Origin of the sequence: Pseudomonas sp. Fl4BN1 (assembly GCF_009908285.1) — a bacterium.
GTDB lineage: Bacteria > Pseudomonadota > Gammaproteobacteria > Pseudomonadales > Pseudomonadaceae > Aquipseudomonas.
In genome coordinates this window covers 316699-336662 of record NZ_JAAARM010000002.1, presented here as the reverse complement: position 1 = coordinate 336662, position 19964 = coordinate 316699, and the positions used below count along the sequence as shown (strand labels likewise).

The following is a 19964-nucleotide window of genomic DNA, read 5'->3' as shown; positions in this document are numbered from 1 at the left end:
AACCAGCTTGGTTATGCCGTTGGTCCATTAACTGAGCGTTGGTTCACACTTGGCCGTATTGCTGGCCATGGCGCAGCCAGCGTTCCAGCAACGGGCTCACGTGGTCGGGCCAGCGCTCCAGGAGGGCCTGGGCGGCATCACGTACCGCCGGCAGCAGGTCGGCGTCACGCATCAGATCGGCGACCTTGAATTGCAGCAGGCCGGTCTGGCGGGTGCCGAGCATTTCACCAGGGCCGCGCAGTTCCAGGTCCTTTTCGGCGATGACGAAGCCGTCGTTGGTTTCGCGCATGATGCCCAGGCGTTGGCGACCGATTTGTGAAAGCGGCGGATGGTAGAGCAGCACGCAGTGGCTGGCAGCGCTGCCGCGCCCGACGCGCCCGCGGAGTTGGTGCAACTGCGCCAGGCCCAGGCGTTCCGGGTTCTCGATGATCATCAGGCTGGCGTTGGGCACGTCGACCCCGACTTCGATCACCGTGGTGGCTATCAGCAGTTGCAGGTTGCCGGCCTTGAACTCGGCCATTACCGCGGCTTTTTCCGCCGGTTTCATGCGGCCGTGGATCAGCCCCACTCGCAGTTCACCGAGGGCGCTGGAGAGGTCTTCGTAGGTGGTTTCGGCGGCCTGGCAGGTGAGCTCCTCGGATTCTTCGATCAGGGTGCAGACCCAATAGGCCTGGCGCCCTTCGGCGCAGGCGGCGCGCACTCGCTCGATCACCTCGACGCGGCGGCTGTCGGTCACCAACACAGTGTTCACCGGCGTTCGGCCGGGGGGCAGTTCGTCGAGGACCGAGGTATCCAGGTCGGCGTAGGCGCTCATGGCCAGGGTGCGCGGAATCGGCGTGGCGGTCATGATCAACTGGTGCGGGCACAGACGGCCGCCCACGCCTTTCTGGCGCAGGGCCAGGCGCTGCTGCACGCCGAAGCGGTGCTGTTCGTCGATGATCGCCAGGGCCAGGTTCTTGAACTGCACTTCGTCCTGGAACAGGGCGTGGGTGCCCACCACCATCGGTGCGCCGGCGGCTATCTGTTCCAGCGCCGCGGCGCGGTTCTTGCCCTTGAGCTTGCCCGCCAGCCAGGCAACTTCCAGGCCCAGGGGCTCCAACCAGCGCTTGAAGGTGATGAAGTGCTGCTCGGCGAGGATTTCCGTGGGCGCCATCAGCGCCACTTGGTAGCCGGCTTCCAGTGCCTGCAGGGCGGCGAGGGCGGCGACTACGGTCTTGCCGGCGCCAACGTCGCCCTGGATCAGCCGCAGCATGGGCTCCGGCTGGCTCAGGTCGTAGGCGATTTCATTGCCGACACGCTGTTGCGCACCGGTGGGGGTGAAGCCCAGGTTCTTCAGGTACCCGGCCGGCAGTTTTTTCGCCAGTGGCAATGCCGGGGCGCGCTGGGAGCGCAGGCTGTCCCGCAGACGTTGCTGCGACAGTTGGTGGGTCAGCAACTCCTCGAAGGCCAGGCGGTGCTGAGCCCAGTGGTGACCCAGGGCCAGTTCGTCGACATCGGCGTCCGCCGGTGGGTGATGCAGATAGCGGATTGCGTCGTCCAGGGGGGCCAGCTGATAGTCCCGGGCCAGTTCCTCCGGCAGCCAGTCGGGCAGGCTGCGAGGGCCGAGCAGCGCCAGGCTCTGCTGGCAGAGCATACGCAGGCGCTGTTGGGTAAGGCCTTCGGTGAGGGGATAGATCGGCGTCAGGGTCTGATCCACTGGCGGGGGTTCATCGCCGCTGATGGCGCGGTATTCGGGGTGGTAGATTTCCAGGCCCGAAGCACCGGGCCGGGCTTCACCGTAGCAACGCACCCGGGTGCCACGTTTCAGGCCATCCTTCTGCGCGTTGCTGAAATGGTAGAAGCGCAGGCTCAGGCCGCCGGTGCCATCCTGCAGGCGAACCAACAGGCTGCGGCGCTTGCCCATGACCACATCGGCGCCGCTGACGGTGCCTTCGATCACTGCATCCTGGCCGGGGCGCAGGGCGCCGATCGGTACCACGCGGGTGCGATCCTGATAACGCAGGGGCAGGTGAAACAGCACGTCCTGGAGATTCTCCAGGCCGACCTTGGCCAGTTTCTCGGCCATGGCTTCACCCACGCCCTTGAGTGCCGTGACCGGCACTTTCGACAGCTCAGTCATCGCGCTCGTTTAACTCACAGCGGGCGGCTTGGCCACCGAGCACAGGCGGATCGAGTCGGCGAGGATCTCGATGGCCTTGGGCCGCGGAAAGCTCGCACGCCAGGCGATGGCTACGGTACGGAAGGGCACCGGAGGGGTCAGCGGGCGTACTTCGATTATCCCGGGGGCGTAGTGATGGCTGTCCACCGCCGACAGCGGCAGGATCGAGATGCCCAGGCCGGACGCGACCATGTGGCGGATGGTTTCCAGGGAGCTGGATTCCACGGTGGTGTGCTTGGCGCCGTCGTTGCCCTTGGCCTGGGTCGGGCAGGCTTCCAGGACCTGGTCGCGGAAACAGTGGCCCTCACCCAGCAGCAACAGGCTCTTGTCGTTGAGCAGGTTGGCGTCGATGGTGTCCTTCTTGGTCCAGGGGTGGTCGCTGGGCATCAGTACATAGAAGGGTTCGTCGTACAGCGGCAGGGTGAGGACGTCGGCCTCATTGAACGGCAGGGCGATGATGATTGCATCCAGCTCGCCGTTGCGCAGTTTGTCCCGCAGCACGTGGGTGAAGTTTTCCTCGATGTACAGCGGCATCTGCGGAGCGACCCGGTGCAGCTGTGGAATCAGGTGCGGGAACAGGTATGGACCAACGGTATAGATCGCACCGACCTTGAGGGGTGCGGTCAGTTGGTTCTTGCCGGCCTGGGCCAGTTCGCGGATGCCCTGCGCCTGCTCCAGGACCTTCTGTGCCTGGGCGACGATGGTTTCACCCACCGGGGTCAGGCGTACCGCGCTTTTGCTGCGCTCGAAAATCAGCACACCGAGTTCGTCTTCAAGCTTCTTCACGCCGACCGAAAGGGTGGGTTGGCTGACATGGCAACGCTCGGCGGCGTGGCCGAAGTGCTGCTCTTGAGCGAGGGTAACGATGTAGCGTAATTCTGTAAGAGTCATAGCGGGCGTCCATGAGGTTGCGGCCAAGCATACCGGCTGCAATCGATAGGCGCACGTTATCAGACTGAGGGCGGAGTGTGACACCTGCCAATGTCCCGAGCAGGTTCCAGATACGCGAAGGGCACCTTCAAAGGTGCCCTTGCGCTGATCAGCGACGACCCCGAGTCTTGTCGATCTCGTAGTTGAAGGGGGCTGTGATTTCCACGCTGCCATTGCTCAGCATGTCGGCAGGAGGTTTGGGCAGTGGCTGGGCACGACGGATCATGTCCAGAGTAGCCCGGTCCAGATCGGCATTGCCCGAGCGTCCAACCAGTTCGTAGGACAGTACCTTGCCCTCTGAATCGACTACAAAGCGCAGGCTGTTGGTGCCTTCCTTGCCGCGACGCTGGGCTTCACCCGGGTAGCGTTTGTACTTTGCCAGGTGTGCCTGCAGTTCGCCTTGCCAGGTGGCCTTGGCTGCTGCTTGCGCCGGAGACGGGCCGGCAGTGGACGGTGCCGTCTTGTCGGAAGGTGCGTTGACCCGTGGTGCGTCGCTGGGCTTTTCCTCGGAAGGTTTTTCCTTGGGCAGCTCAGGTTTGACCTCCGGCTTGGGCGGCTGGGGCTTGGGCTTCTGCTTGGCCGGCTTGGGGACTGAAATGGTCGGCTTCGGTGCCTCCGCCAGTTTCGGCAGTGGCAACTCTTCAACCGGTGCCGGAGGTTGCGGCGGTGTCACCACTTTGGGCGGTGCCGGAGGCGGCGGCACAGGGGCAGGCGCCAGTTCCACCACCATGGCTTGGGGTGGAATGGCCATCGGCTGTGGTTTGGACCAGTTGAGGGCGAGCAGGATCGCCATCGCATGGACGCCCAGCACCACTGCCAGGCTACCGCTGTAACGCGTCAATCGTTGGCGCGTCGTGATCATTTCTTGGCTGCCGTCTCAAGTCCGACCAGGCCGACTTTCAGGTATCCGGCAGCCCGCAGGGCATCCATCACACCCATCAGGTCGCCGTAGTTCACGCCTTTGTCAGCCTGGAAGAAGATCGTCGTGTCCTTCTTGCCCTGGGTCTTGGCGTCGAGGGTCGCGCCAAGGGCTTCGGCCTTGACTTCATCTTCGCCGAGGAACAGGCGCTGATCGGCCTTGACGCTGAGGAATACCGGCTTCTCCGGTCGCGGCGCCGGCTTGGCGCTGGAGGCGGGCAGGTCGACCTTGATGTCCACAGTGGCCAGAGGGGCGGCCACCATGAAGATGATCAACAGCACCAGCATCACGTCGATGAACGGAGTGACGTTGATTTCGTGGTTTTCGACCAGATCGTCGTCTGCGCCTTCTTTCAAATGCAAGCCCATGGCTGATTACCCCACTTTCACCATGTGCGGTTGTGCGGAGCGCTCGGACGGCTGATGGTCGAGATCGCGGCTGACCAGCAGCAGAACTTCTGCCGAGGCGTCGGAGACCTGAGCCTTGTAGCCGGCAATGGAGCGGGCGAAGACGTTGTAGATCACTACTGCGGGGATCGCTGCAACCAGGCCCAGGGCGGTGGCCAGCAAGGCTTCTGCGATACCCGGGGCAACCACCGCGAGGTTGGTGGTCTGGGTTTTGGCGATGCCGATGAAGCTGTTCATGATGCCCCACACGGTGCCGAACAGGCCGACGAAAGGTGCAGTGGAACCGATGGTAGCCAGCACCCCGGTGCCATTGCTCATGTTGCGGCCGCAGGCGGCTACCAGGCGTTCCAGGCGGAAGCTGACACGTTCCTTGATGCCTTCTTTCTCACGGCTGTTGCTCGAGAGGCGCATTTCTTCCAGGGCGTCATGTACCAGCAGGTGGGCGAGGGTGCCCTCCTTGGCGGCACCGGCGCTGGCTTCTTTGAGGGTGGTGGCCTTTTTCAGGGCGGCAATTTCGCCGCGCAGGCGGCGCTTGGCACCCATCAGCTCGAAGCCTTTGGCGATCCAGATGGTCCAGGTGATGATCGAGGCAATGGCCAGGCCGATCATCACCAGTTTCACGATGATGTCGGCGTTCTGGTACATGCCCCAAGGCGACAGGTCGTGGGCCATGCCCAGGGTGTTGTCCGCTTCGAGGACTTCAGGAGCATCTTCACCTACGACTGGCTGACCTTCGACCTGAGCCGGGTCAGTAGCCACTGGGGTCGCTACGGGAGCTGTTGGGTCGGTCGCTGAGTGCTCGGCAGCCGGTGCGGTCGCAGCTGGCGTGGTGGCCGGTGCGTGCTGGTCGGCAAAGGCTGCGGTCGGTGCCAGCAGCAGGCTGCACAGCAGCGCTGCAACCGCGCTCATGGCGCGCAGCGGGCTTGGGCGTTTGGTTGGCGAGGCGAAGAGTTGATTGCTTGTCATGCTGGCCGGACCTGAGAGGAGAAAAGGGTGGGATGTCCTTCTAGGCCTCGCAGGGCCGAGAACAAAATGGGTGGTTATTATTGCAAGTAATTCTTGTTAACAAAAGTAATAGAGTATCTTTTTTTCCTTGATTGCTAGCCGTTCGTCCAGTGCGAGGGCTAGTCTTGACCTTTCTGAAAGGAGTTTTTTGATGTCCTCCCCCTCTGTTTTGATCGCCGGCTGCGGTGATGTCGGGAGTCGCTTGGCGACTCAACTGCTGGCTGAACAATGGCAGGTTCATGGCCTGCGCCGCACGGTGTCGCGCCTGCCACAGGGAGTGATTGGCGTTGCCGGTGATTTGTTCTCCGCGCAGTGCCCGGCGGATTGGCCCCAGGTGGCCCCGGATTACCTGGTGTACTGCGCGGCAGCCACCGAGCACGACGAGGCTGGGTATCGCGCAGCCTACATCGAAGGGTTGCAGCATGTGCTGGCCTGGCTCAAGCAACATGGCCAGCAGCCCAAGCGCCTATTGTTCGTTTCCAGTAGCAGTGTTTACGAGCAAAAAGACGGTGAGTGGGTCGACGAGACTTCTGTGGCCGAGGCTGCTGCCTACTCCGGGCGTTTGATGCTGGAGGCGGAGCAGGTGGCCTTGAACAGCGGGATTCCTGCCAGCCGGGTGCGCCTTACCGGCATCTACGGGCCCGGTCGTGAATGGCTGCTGACCCAGGTGCGCCGCGGCTATCGCGTGGCAATCGATCCGCCGCTGTACGGCAACCGTATCCACGCGGACGATGCAGCGGGGTTGTTGGCGTTCCTGCTCAAGGCGGACCATCGCGGTGTTGCGCTTGATGATTGCTATATCGGTGTGGACGACGCACCTGCGCCGTTGGCGGAGGTGGTCGACTGGCTGCGTGAATACCTGGGTGTGACCGAGTGGGCAGATGATGCCAGCGTGCGCCGTACCGGTAGCAAGCGTTGCAGCAATGCTCGGGCCAGGGCGCTGGGCTGGGTGCCGCGCTACCTGAGTTATCGCGAGGGGTATTCAGCGATTCTTGAGGGGCAGGGCTGACCGGACTGTCGCTGCGTCGAAGGCTCGGGTTGGGTTCTGACGATGAGGGCCCGTAAGAGCCCGTCTCGTGTCGAACGCTACATCACCCAACCGATGGCCTTCGGCGGCTGCAGGGGCTTTATTGCTTTTCCAGCAGCCACTGCTGGTTGCCCGGCATCAGCGAGGGCACTTCATCCGCGAGGGCCGTGTTGACCGCCTGGAAGATCTCCAGCTGTTGATCCTTGCGCACGAAGATCCAGGAGTTGCCCTGGCCATTGAGTTGCAGCCAGATGCTGTCATTGCCGCCGCTCATGGAGGCGCAGTCGCCGGCCAGGCACAAGGCATAGCGGTCGGCACCAGGCAGGCCCTGTACAGCGCCATCAGGCTGGAACTGCACTACGGCGCCGAGTCCCGGGCCGCTGACGATTTTCCATTGGCCTCCCAGGTAGGCCGAATACAAGGCACGTTCGAAGTTGGCACCTAGTGGTGCACCTTCAGGTGCTGGCTCTTTGGGGCGGTCAAACACCTGCTCAGGTTCGTTGTCGTTGGCCACTTGGAGCAGTCGTTTACCGTTGCGTTTCAGTTCGGTGGCGGCACTGCCGTAAATCTCGACTTTTGCAGTGCTGGAGCCATCGCTGAGCACCTTGCCTTCGACAGTTTCGAAGCCGTTGGTGTAGCGGGCCTGGCCAGCCTTGGTATTGAGTTCCCATTCCAGGTTCGGGCCGTAAGCCTGGAGGGCTTCACGCAAAGGGCCGCCCTTGGCGGCTGCGTCGATCGCTACCTGATTGATCCAGATGCCGCCGACATCGTGTTTGGCGGGGTCGCTGGCACAACCGCCGAGTAATACGGCGAGCAGCGAAACAGCTAGCGCTTTGCGCATGACGAAATCCTTTCAGAACGAAAACGGCGCAGCCTGGACAGCTGCGCCGCGGGTATTACTCGATGACCAGAATGGCATCCATTTCAACCTGCGAACCCTTGGGCAGGGCGGCCACGCCAATGGCGGCACGGGCTGGGTAAGGCTGTTCGAAGTACTTGCCCATGATCTCGTTGACCTTGGCGAAGTGGCTCAGGTCGGTGAGGAAGATGTTCAATTTGACGATGTCCTTGAACGAACCACCAGCCGCTTCGGCCACCGACTTGAGGTTCTCGAACACCTGGACGGTCTGGGCTTCGAAGCCCTCTACCAGTTCCATGGTTTTTGGGTCGAGAGGGATTTGACCCGACATGTAGACGGTGTTGCCAGCCTTGATCGCCTGGGAGTAAGTGCCGATGGCGGCAGGGGCCTTGTCGCTGGTGATAACAGTCTTGGTCATGAATGACTCCTTGTATTGGACGGGCTACGCACGCATGCGGGTGATGCGGATGACCCCGGTCAGTGCGCGCAGTTTCTTGATCACGCGGGCCAGGTGCACGCGGTCGTGCACGCTGACCACCAGTTGGACCACGCTGATGCGACCATCGCGTTCGTCCATGCTGATTTTCTCGATGTTGCCGTCGGCGGCGTTGACGCTGCTGGCCAGCAACGCGATCAGGCCACGCTGGTGTTCCAGCTCGACCCGCAGTTCGACGTTGAATTCGCCGGTGACATCCTTGGCCCAGGAGAGCTGGATGCATTTTTCCGGGTTGTGGCGGATTTCACTGATATTGCGGCAGTTGTCCAGGTGCACAACCATGCCCTTGCCGGCCGACAGGTGGCCGACGATCGGGTCGCCCGGGATCGGTGTACAGCACTTGGCGTAGCTCAGCACCAGGCCTTCGGTGCCGCGGATTGCCAACGGGCCTTCCGGGCTTGGCAGCTGTTCGCCCTCACCCAGCAGGCGGCGGGCAACGACGTAGGCCATGCGGTTGCCCAGGCCGATGTCTTCCAGCAGATCTTCGATCAGCTCCAGGCGGTATTCCTGGAGGATGGCCTGGATGCGTTCCGCCGGTACTTTTTCCAGGGCGCTGTCGAAGCCGTTGAGTACCTTGTTCAGCAGGCGCTCGCCGAGGCTGATGGATTCGGAGCGGCGTTGCAGCTTCAGGGCGTGACGAATATGGGTGCGGGCCTTGCCGGTAACCACGAAATTGAGCCATGCCGGATTTGGCCGTGCGCCCGGGGCGCTGACGATCTCCACGGTCGAGCCGCTTTGCAGGGGTTCCGACAGGGGGGCCAGGCGACGGTTGATCCGGCAGGCGATGCAGCTGTTGCCGACGTCGGTGTGCACCGCATAGGCGAAGTCCACCGCGGTGGAGCCTTTGGGCAGCTCCATGATTCGGCCTTTGGGCGTGAACACATAGACCTCGTCCGGGAACAGGTCGATCTTCACGCTCTCGATGAACTCCAGGGAGTTGCCGGCGCGCTGCTGCATCTCCAGTACGCCCTTGACCCACTGACGGGCCCGGGCGTGAGTGCTTTTCGGCTGTTCGTCGCCACTGGATTTGTACAGCCAGTGAGCGGCGATGCCATTGTTGGCCATTTCTTCCATTTCCCGAGTACGAATCTGGATCTCGATCGGTACTCCGTGCATGCCGAACAGCGTGGTATGCAGCGACTGATAGCCGTTGGCCTTGGGAATGGCGATGTAGTCTTTGAAGCGTCCCGGCAGTGGCTTGTACAAATTATGTACAGCGCCAAGCACGCGATAGCAGGTGTCTACTTTGTCGACGATGATGCGGAACGCGTAGACGTCCATGATCTCGTTGAAGGCCCGGCGCTTGCCGCGCATCTTCTTGTAGATGCCGTACAGGTGCTTCTGGCGACCGCTGACCTCACCCTGGATGCCATCGATGGCCAGGCAGTGGCTGAGGGACTCTTCGATCTTGTTGACGATTTCCTTGCGGTTGCCCCTGGCGCGCTTGACCGCCTGGTAGATCCGCGCGGAACGCATCGGGTGCATTGCCTTGAAGCCCAGGTCCTCGAACTCGATGCGGATGCTGTGCATGCCCAGGCGATTGGCGATGGGGGCGTAGATCTCCAGGGTTTCCTTGGCGATCCGCCGACGTTTTTCGCCGGACAGCACTTCAAGAGTGCGCATGTTGTGCAGGCGGTCGGCCAGCTTGACCAGGATCACGCGAATGTCGCGTGCCATGGCCATGGCCATTTTCTGGAAGTTTTCCGCTTGGGCTTCGGCCTTGGTCTCGAAGTTCATCTGGGTCAGTTTGCTGACCCCGTCGACCAGTTCGGCCACGGTTTCGCCAAATTGCGCACTGAGTGCTTCTTTGGCGATGCCGGTGTCTTCGATCACGTCATGCAGCATTGCGGCCATCAAACTCTGATGGTCCATGTGCATGTCGGCAAGAATGTTCGCTACCGCAAGTGGGTGCGTGACGTACGCCTCGCCGCTGCGACGGCGCTGACCGTCATGGGCTTGTTCGGCGTAGAAATACGCTCGGCGGACCAGATTGACCTGGTCCGTGCCGAGATAGGTCGATAAGCGATCGGCGAGGGCGTCTATGCTCGGCATCATGTCTCCTGCCGTAAGCTGTGATCCCGCGCCGTGCTACGTCGACCTGGCATGGACTCAGACGGTCTCGTTGGACTCGTCCTCGAAAGCAGCAAAAAGCGGCTCATCTTCAACGATTTCGGCTTCGGCGATAACTGCGTAGTTGATCAGGCCTTCAGCGATTTCGCGCAGGGCGACAACGGTAGGCTTGTCGTTTTCCCACGCTACTTTCGGCTCTTTGCCGCCGGTGGCCAGTTGACGGGCACGCTTGGTAGAGAGCATGACCAGCTCAAAGCGGTTATCCACGTGTTCTAGACAGTCTTCAACGGTTACGCGGGCCATGGTCTTCCTCGTAGCAAATGCAATATGCGCGCTGCCCGGATGGGCGAGCGGACTCAACAGTTTAAAAAATCACCAGCGTTTAGGGAAGCGCTGATTTTTTGACCAAGCTCTTCAACGCGCTGCGAGTGCCAATGTAAAGCGCTTGCAGCGGTTTTGGGAAGTGCTGTTTTAGTCCAGCAGTTCAGCCAGCAATTTGCCAAAACGCTGTTGCTGGCGTTTCTGATGCAGCTGATTGGCGCGGAATATTGCTTTCAGGTCATGTAGAGCGTGGGCGAAATCGTCATTGATGATCAGGTAGTCATAGTCGACGTAGTGGCTCATCTCGCTGACCGCTTCGCGCATCCGGCCTTCAATGATCTCGTCGCTGTCCTGGCCGCGATTGGTCAGGCGCTGGTGCAAGGCTTGCAATGATGGCGGCAGGATGAAGATCGAGCGCGCCTGAGGCATCAGCTTGCGCACTTGCTCGGCGCCCTGCCAGTCGATCTCCAGAATCAGGTCGTGGCCTTCGTCGAGGGTCTGCTGCAGGTGGCTTTGCGAGGTGCCGTAGAGGTTGCCGAACACTTCGGCGCGCTCGAGGAAGTCGCCGTGCTCAATCATCTTCACGAACTCGTTGCGTTCGACAAAGTGATAGTTCACGCCATTTACTTCACCGGGGCGCATGGCACGGGTGGTGTGGGAGACCGAGACACGGATCTCCTGGTCGGCATCGGTCAGGGCCTTGACCAGGCTGCTCTTGCCCGCGCCCGAGGGGGCAGAAATGATGTACAGGGTGCCGGTGCTGTGGGTCATGTCAGTTGCCTTACTCAATGTTCTGCACTTGTTCGCGCATCTGCTCGATCAACACCTTGAGGTTGACCGCTGCCTGGGTGCTGCGTGTATCGAAGGCCTTGGAGCCCAGTGTGTTGGCTTCGCGGTTGAGTTCCTGCATCAAGAAGTCCAGGCGCCGGCCAGCAGCGCCGCCGGATTTGAGCACGCGGCGTACTTCGATGATGTGGGTGCTCAGGCGGTCCAGTTCTTCGGCGACATCGCTCTTTTGCGCCAGCAGGACCATCTCCTGTTCGAGGCGGGTCGGGTCCAGTTCGGCTTGCATGTCGGTGAAGCGATCAAGAACCTTCTGGCGCTGGGTCGCGAGCATCTGCGGCACTAGTTCGCGTACTGTCACCACGTCTTCTTCTATGGAAGACAGGCGCTCGTTGATCAGTCTGGCCAGTTCGGCGCCTTCACGTTCGCGGCCGCTCTTCAACTCTTTCAGAGCCTGGTTGAACAAGGCCAGAGCGTTGCTGTTCAAGGCTTGCGGGTCAGTGGCATCGGCCACCAGCACTCCTGGCCAAGCCAGGACTTCCAGGGGATTCAATGCCGCAGGCTGTTTGATCAGGCTGGCGATGGATTCGGCGGCGGCAATCAGCTGTGCTGCGCGCTCACGGTCTACCTGCAGCGGCTTGCCGGCGGTTTCTTCGGTGAAGCGCAGGGTGCATTCGACCTTGCCGCGGGACAGGCCCTGGCGCAAGGCTTCGCGGACCGCGCCTTCGAGGTCGCGAAAGGCCTCCGGCAAACGCAGGTGCGGCTCCAGGTAGCGACTGTTGACCGAGCGCAGTTCCCAGCTCAGCGTGCCCTGAGTGCCGGCCCGTTCGACCCGGGCGAAGGCGGTCATGCTGTGCACCATGGAGGTACCTCCGATTCAGCGCCGGCGCCAACCGCAAGCGGGTTGAGCGGGCCTGATAGTGATGAATTAAAGCCGACAGGCGACGAAGGCGCAGGATTGTAGCGCAGTGCAGTCGGAGGCCCCAAACCCTGGTGCCGAGAATGGGCTGCAGGTCGTCGTAACAGGACCGATCTGGGGAGTAAACGCGTCTTTGGCCGTTTTAGGCGTGCCCTGTCGCGGTTGCGGGCTTTATAATGTCCAGCAGTTTTCCGTCCTCGTACAGGTGTTCCCCTATGAAACGTCCAAGTGGTCGCGCTGCCGATCAGCTCCGCTCGATCCGCATCACCCGCAACTACACCAAACACGCCGAGGGATCTGTACTGGTCGAGTTCGGTGATACCAAGGTGATCTGCACGGTCAGCGTCGAGAATGGCGTGCCGCGCTTCCTTAAAGGTCAGGGCCAAGGCTGGCTGACTGCTGAATACGGCATGCTGCCGCGGGCTACCGGCGAGCGTAACCAGCGTGAAGCCAGTCGTGGCAAGCAAGGCGGTCGGACCCTGGAGATCCAGCGCCTGATCGGTCGTTCCCTGCGCGCCGCGCTGGACATGTCCAAGCTGGGCGACGTCACCTTGTATGTCGATTGCGATGTGATCCAGGCGGATGGCGGCACGCGTACCGCATCGATCACCGGCGCCATGGTAGCCCTGGTCGACGCCTTGAAAGTGATCAAGAAGCGTGGCGGCCTGAAAGGCGGCGATCCACTCAAGCAGATGATCGCTGCAGTGTCCGTGGGCATGTACCAGGGCGAGCCGGTCCTGGACCTGGATTACCTGGAAGACTCGGCGGCAGAAACCGATCTCAACGTGGTGATGACCAGCACCGGTGGTTTCATCGAAGTGCAAGGTACTGCCGAAGGCGCGCCGTTCCAGCCTGCCGAATTGAATGCGATGTTGGCGCTGGCACAGAAAGGCATGACCGAGATTTTTCAATTGCAACAGGCAGCGCTCGCCGACTGACGAGTGCGGGTCTTCAGCAAGGAGAGCGCCATGAGCGACGAACAACTGCCGCTGCCTACGCCGAGCCATGAGGTTCGGCAGTGGGCGATGTTTTGTCATTTATCTGCCTTGCTGGGGATCTGGGTGCCGTTTGGCGCGTTGATCGGGCCGTTGATTCTCTGGCAGCTCAAGCGAGAGACCGACCCTTTCATCGATGCTCAAGGCAAGGAAGCGCTGAACTTCCAGCTGACCGTGGCGATCGCCTCGGCGGTGTGTTTCCTGCTGATGTTTGTGTTCATCGGGTTCATTCTGTTCGGCTTGCTGGTCATCGGGGCCCTGGTGCTGACCATCATTGGCGGCGTCAAGGCGGGAGAAGGCGTGGCTTATCGCTACCCCTTCACTTGGCGCCTGATCAAGTAAACCGGACGCGCACAAAAAAGCCGACATCGCTGTCGGCTTTTTTGTGGCTGTGAAAAGACGTTTAGATAGTCAGCGTCCAGTCATAGTCCACGATCAATGGCGCGTGCTGCGAGAAGCGCGGCTGACGTGGCAGTCGTGCACTGCGAACGAAGCGGCGCAGGCCAGGAGTCAGCAACTGATAGTCGAAGCGCCAGCCCAGGTTGAGCATCTCGGCCTGTTCGTTATCTGGCCACCAGCTGTACTGGTCGCCTTCGCGACTGACTTCGCGCAAAGCATCGACATAACCCATGTTGCCGACAATCTCGTCCATCCAGGCACGCTCAGGTGCCAGGAAGCCCGGAGATTGCTGGCTGTCACGCCAGTTCTTGATGTCCAGCTTCTGCTGCGCCACATACAACGAGCCGCAATAGATGTACTCGCGACGTTTGCGCCGCTGCTTATCCAGATAACGGGCGAAGTCGTCCATTAGCTTGAACTTCTGGTTCAAGTCTTCATCGCCGTTCTGCCCTGATGGAAGCAGCAAGGTCGCGATGCTGACCTTGTCGAAATCGGCTTGCAGGTAGCGCCCGTAACGATCGGCTGTCTCGAAGCCGAGGCCGCTGATGACCGCCTTCGGCTGCAACCGCGAATACAAAGCCACACCGCCTTGGGCAGGCACTTCGGCATCGCAGGCATAAAGGAAGTAGCCATCCAGTTGGAAGGCTGGATCATCCAGTTCAAAGGCAGAGGCGCGGGTGTCCTGCAGGCAGATGACGTCGGCATTCTGTGCTTGCAGCCAACTGAGCAAACCACGCTCGACTGCCGCCTGAATACCATTGACGTTCACACTGATGATCCGCATAAATGGCCCCAAAAATCACGTGCGTGTATGATACACGGCGTCTACCTAATTAGCTAAATCCGTGGTATTTGGGGTTTTTTCATGCAAGCGTATCAGCGCGATTTCATTCGTTTTGCCATCGATCGCGGCGTTTTGCGCTTCGGCGAGTTCACCCTGAAGTCCGGGCGTACCAGTCCTTACTTCTTCAATGCCGGCCTGTTCAATAGCGGTTCGGCCCTGGCCCAGCTGGGGCGTTTCTACGCTGCGGCGATCGTCGAAAGCGGCATTCCATTCGATGTGCTGTTTGGCCCGGCCTACAAGGGCATCCCTTTGGCTGCAACCACTGCGGTCGCTCTGGCCGAACACCATCAGCGTGATCTGCCTTGGTGCTTCAATCGCAAAGAGGCCAAGGCCCATGGCGAGGGCGGCAGCCTGGTAGGCGCACCACTGACTGGCGATGTGTTGATCATTGATGATGTGATTACTGCCGGCACTGCGATCCGTGAGGTGATGCAGATCATCGCGTCCCAGGACGGCGCCAAGGCGGCGGGCGTATTGATTGCCCTGAACCGTCAGGAGCGTGGCAACGGCGAGCTGTCGGCGATCCAGGAAGTCGAACGCGACTTCGGCATTCCCGTGGTGAGTATTGTCTCCCTGACCCAGGTACTGCAGTTCCTGGCAGACGATCCGGCGCTCAAGCAGCATCTGCCAGCGGTGGAAGCCTACCGCGCGCAGTACGGGATCTGATCCGCAAGGATTAGCCAATATAAAAAGCCCCCGCCCGGCATGGCCGAGCGGGGGCTTTTTTGTGGGTGTCGCTTAAGGCCGCTTGCGGTTGCTGATCAGGGTACCAACACCGGTGTCGGTGAAGATTTCCAACAGAATCGCGTTGGGCACGCGACCATCGATGATCAGCGAGCTGCCGACACCGCCTTGCACGGCTTCCAAGGCGCAACGGATCTTCGGCAGCATGCCGCCGTAAATGGTGCCGTCGGCGATCAGCTCGTCCACCTGCTGGGTGCTCAGGCCAGTCAGGACCTTGCCCGACTTGTCCATCAGCCCGGCAATGTTGGTCAGCAGCATCAGCTTCTCGGCTTTCAGCGCCTCGGCCACCTTGCCGGCCACCAGATCGGCGTTGATGTTGTAGGACTCGCCATTGGCCCCTACGCCGATCGGAGCGATCACCGGAATGAAGTCGCCCTTGACCAGCAGGTTCAGCAGGTCGGTGTTGATCCCGACCACTTCGCCGACATGGCCGATATCAATGATTTCCGGAGTGGTCATTTCCGGTGTCTGGCGGGTCACGGTGAGCTTCTTCGCACGGATCAGCTCGGCATCTTTACCCGTCAGGCCGATGGCGCTGCCGCCATGGCGATTGATCAGGTTGACGATGTCCTTGTTGACCTGGCCGCCGAGGACCATCTCCACCACATCCATGGTCTGCGCGTCAGTGACGCGCATGCCGTCGACGAAATGGCTCTCGATAGACAGGCGCTTGAGCAGGTCACCGATTTGCGGGCCGCCGCCGTGCACCACCACCGGGTTGATCCCCACGGCCTTCATCAGCACGATGTCGCGAGCGAAGCCGGTTTTCAGCTCCTCGCTCTCCATAGCGTTGCCGCCGTACTTGATCACCAGGGTCTTGCCGACATAGCGGCGAATATAAGGCAGCGCTTCGGATAGGACCTTGGCGGTATTGGCGGCGGCATCGCGTTCGATGGTCATTCAGGGCTCCGGTGCTTCAAACAGTCAAAACGGTAGTTGGAGATCAGGTGCAACACGTTTCAGCTGGACGTGGAACACGTCCTTGATCCGCTGCAGCTCGGCTTCGTCATCAGCCTCGAAGCGCAGCACCAGCACAGGGGTGGTGTTGGAGGCGCGAACCAGGCCCCAGCCCTTGGCATAGTCGACTCGCACTCCGTCAATGGTGGTCAGGTCGGCGCCTGCGCCCCACTGCGCGTCGTGCAGGGCATCAATGATGCTGAATTTGCTCTCTTCGGTCACATGGATATTGATTTCTGGCGTAGAAATATCATTCGGGAAGGTCGCGAACAGCTCTTCCGCAGTGGATTTTTCCTTGCTGAGGATCTCCAGCAACCGCGCGGCGCTATAAATGCCGTCGTCGAAACCGAACCAGCGCTCTTTGAAGAACACATGGCCGCTCATCTCGCCGGCTAGCAGGGCGCCGGTCTGTTTCATTTTCTTCTTGATCAACGAGTGACCGGTCTTCCACATTAGCGGGCGACCGCCATATTCCTTGATCAGCGGAATCAGGCGGCGGGTGCACTTAACGTCGAAGATGATCTCCGCGTCCGGGTTGCGCGCCACCACATCCTTGGCGAACAGCATCAGCAGGCGATCCGGGAAGACGATGCTGCCGGTGTTGGTCACGACGCCAACGCGGTCGCCGTCACCGTCGAAGGCCAGGCCCAGGTCGGCTCCGGTTTCCTTGACCTTGGCGATCAGGTCCTCGAGGTTCTCGGGTTTGCCGGGATCCGGGTGGTGATTGGGGAAGTTGCCATCGACTTCGCAGAACAGCGGAATGACTTCGCAGTTCAGGGCTTCGATCAGCTGTGGAGCAATGACCCCGGCGGCACCGTTTCCGCAATCCACCACGACTTTCAGGCGTCGGGCCAGCTTCACATCCCGGGTGATCTCGTCGGCGTAGCGCGGCAGGATATCTACCTGAGTGATGCTGCCCTTGGCGCTGGTCAGATGGTTGGTCTTGAGGCGCTCGTGCAGGGCCTGGATCTGTTCGTTGGCCAGGGTGTCGCCGGCAATGACGATCTTGAAACCGTTGTAGTTCGACGGGTTGTGGCTGCCGGTGAGCATCACCCCGGACTTGCCGGCCAGGACGTTGGCGGCGTAGTACAGGGCCGGAGTCGGCACCAGGCCTACATCGCTGACGTGGCAGCCGCTGTCGTACAGTCCCTGAATCAGCTGTGCCACCAGTTCTGGTCCGGACAGGCGACCGTCGCGGCCCACTGATACGTTGGGTTCGCCTTGAGCCAGGCTCTGGGAGCCGATGGCGCGACCGATCCAGTAGGCGGTTTCAGCGGTCAGGGTTTCCGGGACCACGCCACGAATGTCATAGGCGCGAAAGATGCTGTCAGGGAATTTCGGGGCGACTTTGGCTGCGTTGCTCATCACTGAGGGTGCTCCATCTGAAGGGGTGCAGTACGGCCGAGGAAGGACAGGCCGGCAAGCTCAAACTGAAGGGTATGACGGCGTTTTCAGCATAGAGTTCGTACTGCGAAAGTGCCATCTGAGGAGTGCTGGCCAGTCTCTGATCGTTCAAGGGCCCGGTTTGGCGGGGCCGGAGCGTCACGCCGCGATCAGTGGTCATTCATCCTGAATATCGACGCAAACGCTCGGACCGGGCTGACGCCCGGGCCGAGGAGGTGCAATCAGTGGCTGCCGGAATGGCCGAAGCCGCCCGCGCCGCGCTGGCTTTCGTCAAAAGCCTCGACCACTTCGAAGTGTGCCTGGACCACAGGGACCAGCACCAGTTGGGCGATGCGCTCGCCAACGGCAATGTTGAAGGCCGTCTGGCCACGGTTCCAGCAGGACACCATCAACTCGCCCTGATAGTCCGAGTCGATCAGGCCCACCAGGTTGCCCAGCACGATGCCGTGCTTATGGCCCAGGCCGGAGCGTGGCAGGATCAACGCCGCCAGGCCTGGATCACCGATGTAGACCGACAGCCCGGTCGGAATCAGCAGGGTCTGGCCCGGCTCCAGAATGGTGTCTTCCTTGAGCATTGCCCGCAGGTCGAGCCCGGCGGAGCCTGGCGTGGCGTACTGCGGCATGGGGAATTCATTGCCGATGCGTGGGTCGAGGATCTTGGCTTGTAAAGCGTGCATGCGAGTTAAACCTGGTTCAGCCGTTCGGCGATAAAAGAGATCAGTTGGCGGGCAATCTTGCCCTTGCTGGTCTGGGCGAAGAGAGTTGCGTGCAACTCCCGGTCAATCACGCTGCAGGCGTTTTCCTCGCTGTTGAAGCCAATGCTCGGGTTGGCCACGTCGTTGGCGACGATCAGGTCGAGGTTCTTGTCCTTCAATTTGCGTGCAGCGTAGTCGAGCAGGTGTTCGGTTTCGGCGGCGAAACCGACACTGAAAGGACGATCCGGGCGGGTGGCGATGGTGGCCAGTATGTCTGGGTTGCGCACCATCTGTAGCAGCAGGCCGTCACCTTTCGTAGGGTCTTTCTTTAATTTCTGAGGGGCAACGACTTCAGGGCGGTAGTCCGCGACCGCCGCCGAGGCGATGAAAATGTCGCAGGGGATGGCCGCTTCGCAGGCCGCGAGCATGTCGCGGGCGCTGACAACGTCGATCCGCGTGACTCTGTCGGGAGTTGGCAGGTGCACCGGGCCGGTGATCAGGGTCACCCGAGCGCCCGCTTCAACGGCAGCCTCGGCCAGGGCGAAGCCCATTTTTCCTGAGCTATGGTTGGTGATGTAGCGCACCGGATCGATATTTTCCTGGGTCGGCCCTGCGGTGATCAGAACATGTTTGCCGGTCAGTGCCTGGTGCTGGAAGCAGTCGGCTGCGCACTGCGCCAGGTCCGTAGCCTCCAGCATGCGGCCCAGGCCAACGTCGCCACAGGCTTGGCTGCCGGACGCGGGGCCAAAGACCTGCAGGCCACGGCTTTGCAAGAGTTGGGTGTTGGCCTGGGTGGCGGGGTCGCGCCACATGGCCTGGTTCATGGCGGGCGCGATGGCGACAGTGGCGTCGGTGGCCAGGACCAGGGTGGTCAGCAGGTCGTCGGCAATGCCTTGGGCCAGGCGGGCGATCAAGTCGGCTGTGGCCGGGGCGATCAGGACCAGGTCGGCCCATTTGGCCAGCTCGATGTGGCCCATGGCAGCTTCGGCCGCCGGGTCCAGCAAGTCGAGGTGGACCGGGTGCCCGGAGAGCGCCTGCATGGTCAGAGGGGTGATGAACTCACTGCCGCCCCGAGTCATGACCACACGCACTTCGGCGCCCTGGTCGAGGAGTCGGCGAACCAGCTCCGCGCTCTTATAGGCGGCAATGCCGCCGCCGACGCCGAGCACGATGCGTTTCCGATACAGCCGCTGCATAGGCCTGTCTTTCCGTTCAATGATTACTGCGTGGCATGCCCCCTCCCCAGGTGAAATACCACGCAAAAAAGAGGGGGGCTAAGATAGCACAGCGCCCGCTGTGGAACAGCGGCGCCATGCACAGGGAGGTGTGATGAGCATTCGTGATTGGCCTGCGGCGGAGCGTCCGCGGGAACGGCTTCTGGAGCAGGGCGCCATCAGCCTTTCCGATGCCGAGTTGCTGGCTATTTTCTTGCGTACCGGAGTGGCCGGAAAAAGCGCGGTGGACCTGGCGCGGCACCTGTTGCAGCGTTTTGGCAGCCTGCGCAGTCTGCTGGAAGCCGATCAACTGACCTTCACTCGCCAGTTGGGGTTGGGGCCGGCCAAGTACGCCTTGTTGCAGGCGGTGCTGGAAATGGCGCGTCGGCACTTGGCGGAAAAGCTTCATCGGCAGTCGGCGCTGGAGAATCCACTGGTAGTGCGCGATTACCTGAAGTCGATGCTGCGGCACGAGCCCCATGAGGTATTCGGCTGCCTGTTTCTGGACACCAAGCATCGCGTTCTGGCCTTCGAGGTGCTGTTTCAAGGGTCGATCGACAGCACTGCGGTTTATCCGCGGCAGGTGATCAAGCGCACCCTGGCGCATAACGCGGCGGCGGTGATCCTCTGTCACAACCACCCGTCGGGCATCTCTGAGCCTAGTCCTGCCGACCGGGTGGTGACTCGGCGTTTGCAGGAGGCGCTGGAACTGATCGATGTGCGGGTGCTGGATCATTTCATCGTGGGTGAGGGCGATCCATTGTCGATGGCCGAGTATGGCTGGATCTGAGCAGCAAGCTTCAAGGTCAGGGCGTTTC

General features: G+C 61.3%; 20 protein-coding genes and 1 pseudogene. 5 read left to right on the top strand and 16 right to left on the bottom strand.

Features of this window, described 5'->3' with window-relative positions; all coding sequences use genetic code 11:
* Positions 1-43 precede the first annotated feature (43 nt).
* The 5 genes from recG to exbB all read right to left on the bottom strand — a co-directional run bounded on the left by recG (position 44) and on the right by exbB (position 5380).
* Positions 44-2119 (bottom strand): ATP-dependent DNA helicase RecG, encoded by a 2076-nt coding sequence (gene recG, locus GV818_RS03780; RefSeq protein ID WP_161752823.1) that lies wholly within the window; start codon positions 2117-2119, stop codon positions 44-46.
* 9 nt (positions 2120-2128) lie between these two features.
* The gene (locus GV818_RS03775) at positions 2129-3049 is read right to left on the bottom strand and encodes a hydrogen peroxide-inducible genes activator (RefSeq protein ID WP_161752825.1); all 921 of its coding nucleotides are present in this window, start codon (positions 3047-3049) and stop codon (positions 2129-2131) included.
* 148 nt (positions 3050-3197) lie between these two features.
* Complete coding sequence (locus GV818_RS03770) at positions 3198-3950, bottom strand: energy transducer TonB (protein WP_161752827.1); 753 nt, start codon at positions 3948-3950, stop codon at positions 3198-3200.
* Complete coding sequence (exbD, locus tag GV818_RS03765) at positions 3947-4375, bottom strand: TonB system transport protein ExbD (RefSeq protein WP_161752829.1); 429 nt, start codon at positions 4373-4375, stop codon at positions 3947-3949. Before exbD ends, GV818_RS03770 begins: the two co-directional genes overlap by 4 nt.
* Positions 4376-4381: 6 nt before the next feature.
* On the bottom strand, positions 4382-5380 hold the full coding sequence (exbB, locus tag GV818_RS03760; protein ID WP_161752831.1) for a tonB-system energizer ExbB: 999 nt from the start codon (positions 5378-5380) through the stop codon (positions 4382-4384).
* Positions 5381-5570: 190 nt separating this feature from the next.
* Here exbB and GV818_RS03755 point away from each other — a divergent pair, with 190 nt between their 5' ends.
* Positions 5571-6428, top strand: a complete 858-nt coding sequence (locus tag GV818_RS03755) for an NAD-dependent epimerase/dehydratase family protein (RefSeq protein WP_161752833.1) — start codon at positions 5571-5573, stop codon at positions 6426-6428.
* A 118-nt stretch (positions 6429-6546) separates the two neighbouring features.
* Here the strand turns inward: GV818_RS03755 and GV818_RS03750 are convergent, their stop codons facing one another.
* From GV818_RS03750 to GV818_RS03725, 6 genes are all read right to left on the bottom strand, one after another.
* A complete protein-coding gene (locus GV818_RS03750) occupies positions 6547-7287 on the bottom strand; it encodes a hypothetical protein (RefSeq protein WP_161752835.1) in 741 nt (246 codons plus the stop codon).
* Between the two features lie 55 nt (positions 7288-7342).
* The gene (locus GV818_RS03745) at positions 7343-7723 is read right to left on the bottom strand and encodes a RidA family protein (RefSeq protein WP_025130815.1); all 381 of its coding nucleotides are present in this window, start codon (positions 7721-7723) and stop codon (positions 7343-7345) included.
* Positions 7724-7747: 24 nt separating this feature from the next.
* A complete protein-coding gene (gene spoT / locus GV818_RS03740; protein WP_161752837.1) occupies positions 7748-9853 on the bottom strand; it encodes a bifunctional GTP diphosphokinase/guanosine-3',5'-bis pyrophosphate 3'-pyrophosphohydrolase in 2106 nt (701 codons plus the stop codon).
* A gap of 57 nt (positions 9854-9910) precedes the next feature.
* A complete protein-coding gene (rpoZ, locus tag GV818_RS03735; RefSeq protein ID WP_161752839.1) occupies positions 9911-10174 on the bottom strand; it encodes a DNA-directed RNA polymerase subunit omega in 264 nt (87 codons plus the stop codon).
* A gap of 168 nt (positions 10175-10342) precedes the next feature.
* The gene (gene gmk / locus GV818_RS03730; protein WP_161775811.1) at positions 10343-10963 is read right to left on the bottom strand and encodes a guanylate kinase; all 621 of its coding nucleotides are present in this window, start codon (positions 10961-10963) and stop codon (positions 10343-10345) included.
* A gap of 10 nt (positions 10964-10973) precedes the next feature.
* The gene (locus GV818_RS03725; RefSeq protein ID WP_161775810.1) at positions 10974-11837 is read right to left on the bottom strand and encodes a YicC/YloC family endoribonuclease; all 864 of its coding nucleotides are present in this window, start codon (positions 11835-11837) and stop codon (positions 10974-10976) included.
* A 272-nt stretch (positions 11838-12109) separates the two neighbouring features.
* Between GV818_RS03725 and rph the strand changes: the two genes are divergently transcribed.
* Both rph and GV818_RS03715 read left to right on the top strand, forming a co-directional pair.
* The gene (gene rph / locus GV818_RS03720) at positions 12110-12832 is read left to right on the top strand and encodes a ribonuclease PH (RefSeq protein ID WP_025130820.1); all 723 of its coding nucleotides are present in this window, start codon (positions 12110-12112) and stop codon (positions 12830-12832) included.
* A gap of 30 nt (positions 12833-12862) precedes the next feature.
* A complete protein-coding gene (locus tag GV818_RS03715; RefSeq protein ID WP_161752844.1) occupies positions 12863-13231 on the top strand; it encodes a DUF4870 domain-containing protein in 369 nt (122 codons plus the stop codon).
* Positions 13232-13292: 61 nt separating this feature from the next.
* Here GV818_RS03715 and GV818_RS03710 read toward each other — a convergent pair whose 3' ends face one another.
* On the bottom strand, positions 13293-14072 hold the full coding sequence (locus GV818_RS03710) for an exodeoxyribonuclease III (protein ID WP_003176915.1): 780 nt from the start codon (positions 14070-14072) through the stop codon (positions 13293-13295).
* Positions 14073-14153: 81 nt separating this feature from the next.
* On the opposite strand from GV818_RS03710, the gene pyrE reads away from it, so the two are divergent.
* Positions 14154-14798: an orotate phosphoribosyltransferase gene (gene pyrE, locus GV818_RS03705; protein ID WP_161752846.1), complete on the top strand. Its 645-nt coding sequence runs from the start codon at positions 14154-14156 to the stop codon at positions 14796-14798.
* A 72-nt stretch (positions 14799-14870) separates the two neighbouring features.
* Here the strand turns inward: pyrE and argB are convergent, their stop codons facing one another.
* From argB to coaBC, 4 genes and pseudogenes are all read right to left on the bottom strand, one after another.
* Complete coding sequence (gene argB, locus GV818_RS03700) at positions 14871-15776, bottom strand: acetylglutamate kinase (protein ID WP_011064225.1); 906 nt, start codon at positions 15774-15776, stop codon at positions 14871-14873.
* A gap of 24 nt (positions 15777-15800) precedes the next feature.
* Positions 15801-17201 (bottom strand): annotated as a pseudogene (locus GV818_RS03695) (phosphomannomutase/phosphoglucomutase); the annotation flags it as partial.
* A gap of 257 nt (positions 17202-17458) precedes the next feature.
* Positions 17459-17914 (bottom strand): dUTP diphosphatase, encoded by a 456-nt coding sequence (dut, locus tag GV818_RS03690; RefSeq protein WP_161752850.1) that lies wholly within the window; start codon positions 17912-17914, stop codon positions 17459-17461.
* 5 nt (positions 17915-17919) lie between these two features.
* Entirely contained in the window at positions 17920-19128 is a 1209-nt protein-coding gene (gene coaBC, locus GV818_RS03685) for a bifunctional phosphopantothenoylcysteine decarboxylase/phosphopantothenate--cysteine ligase CoaBC (protein WP_161752852.1), read from the bottom strand.
* 133 nt (positions 19129-19261) lie between these two features.
* Between coaBC and radC the strand changes: the two genes are divergently transcribed.
* Positions 19262-19936, top strand: coding sequence for a RadC family protein (gene radC, locus GV818_RS03680; RefSeq protein ID WP_161752854.1), 675 nt, complete (start codon positions 19262-19264; stop codon positions 19934-19936).
* The last annotated feature ends 28 nt before the right edge of the window (positions 19937-19964 follow it).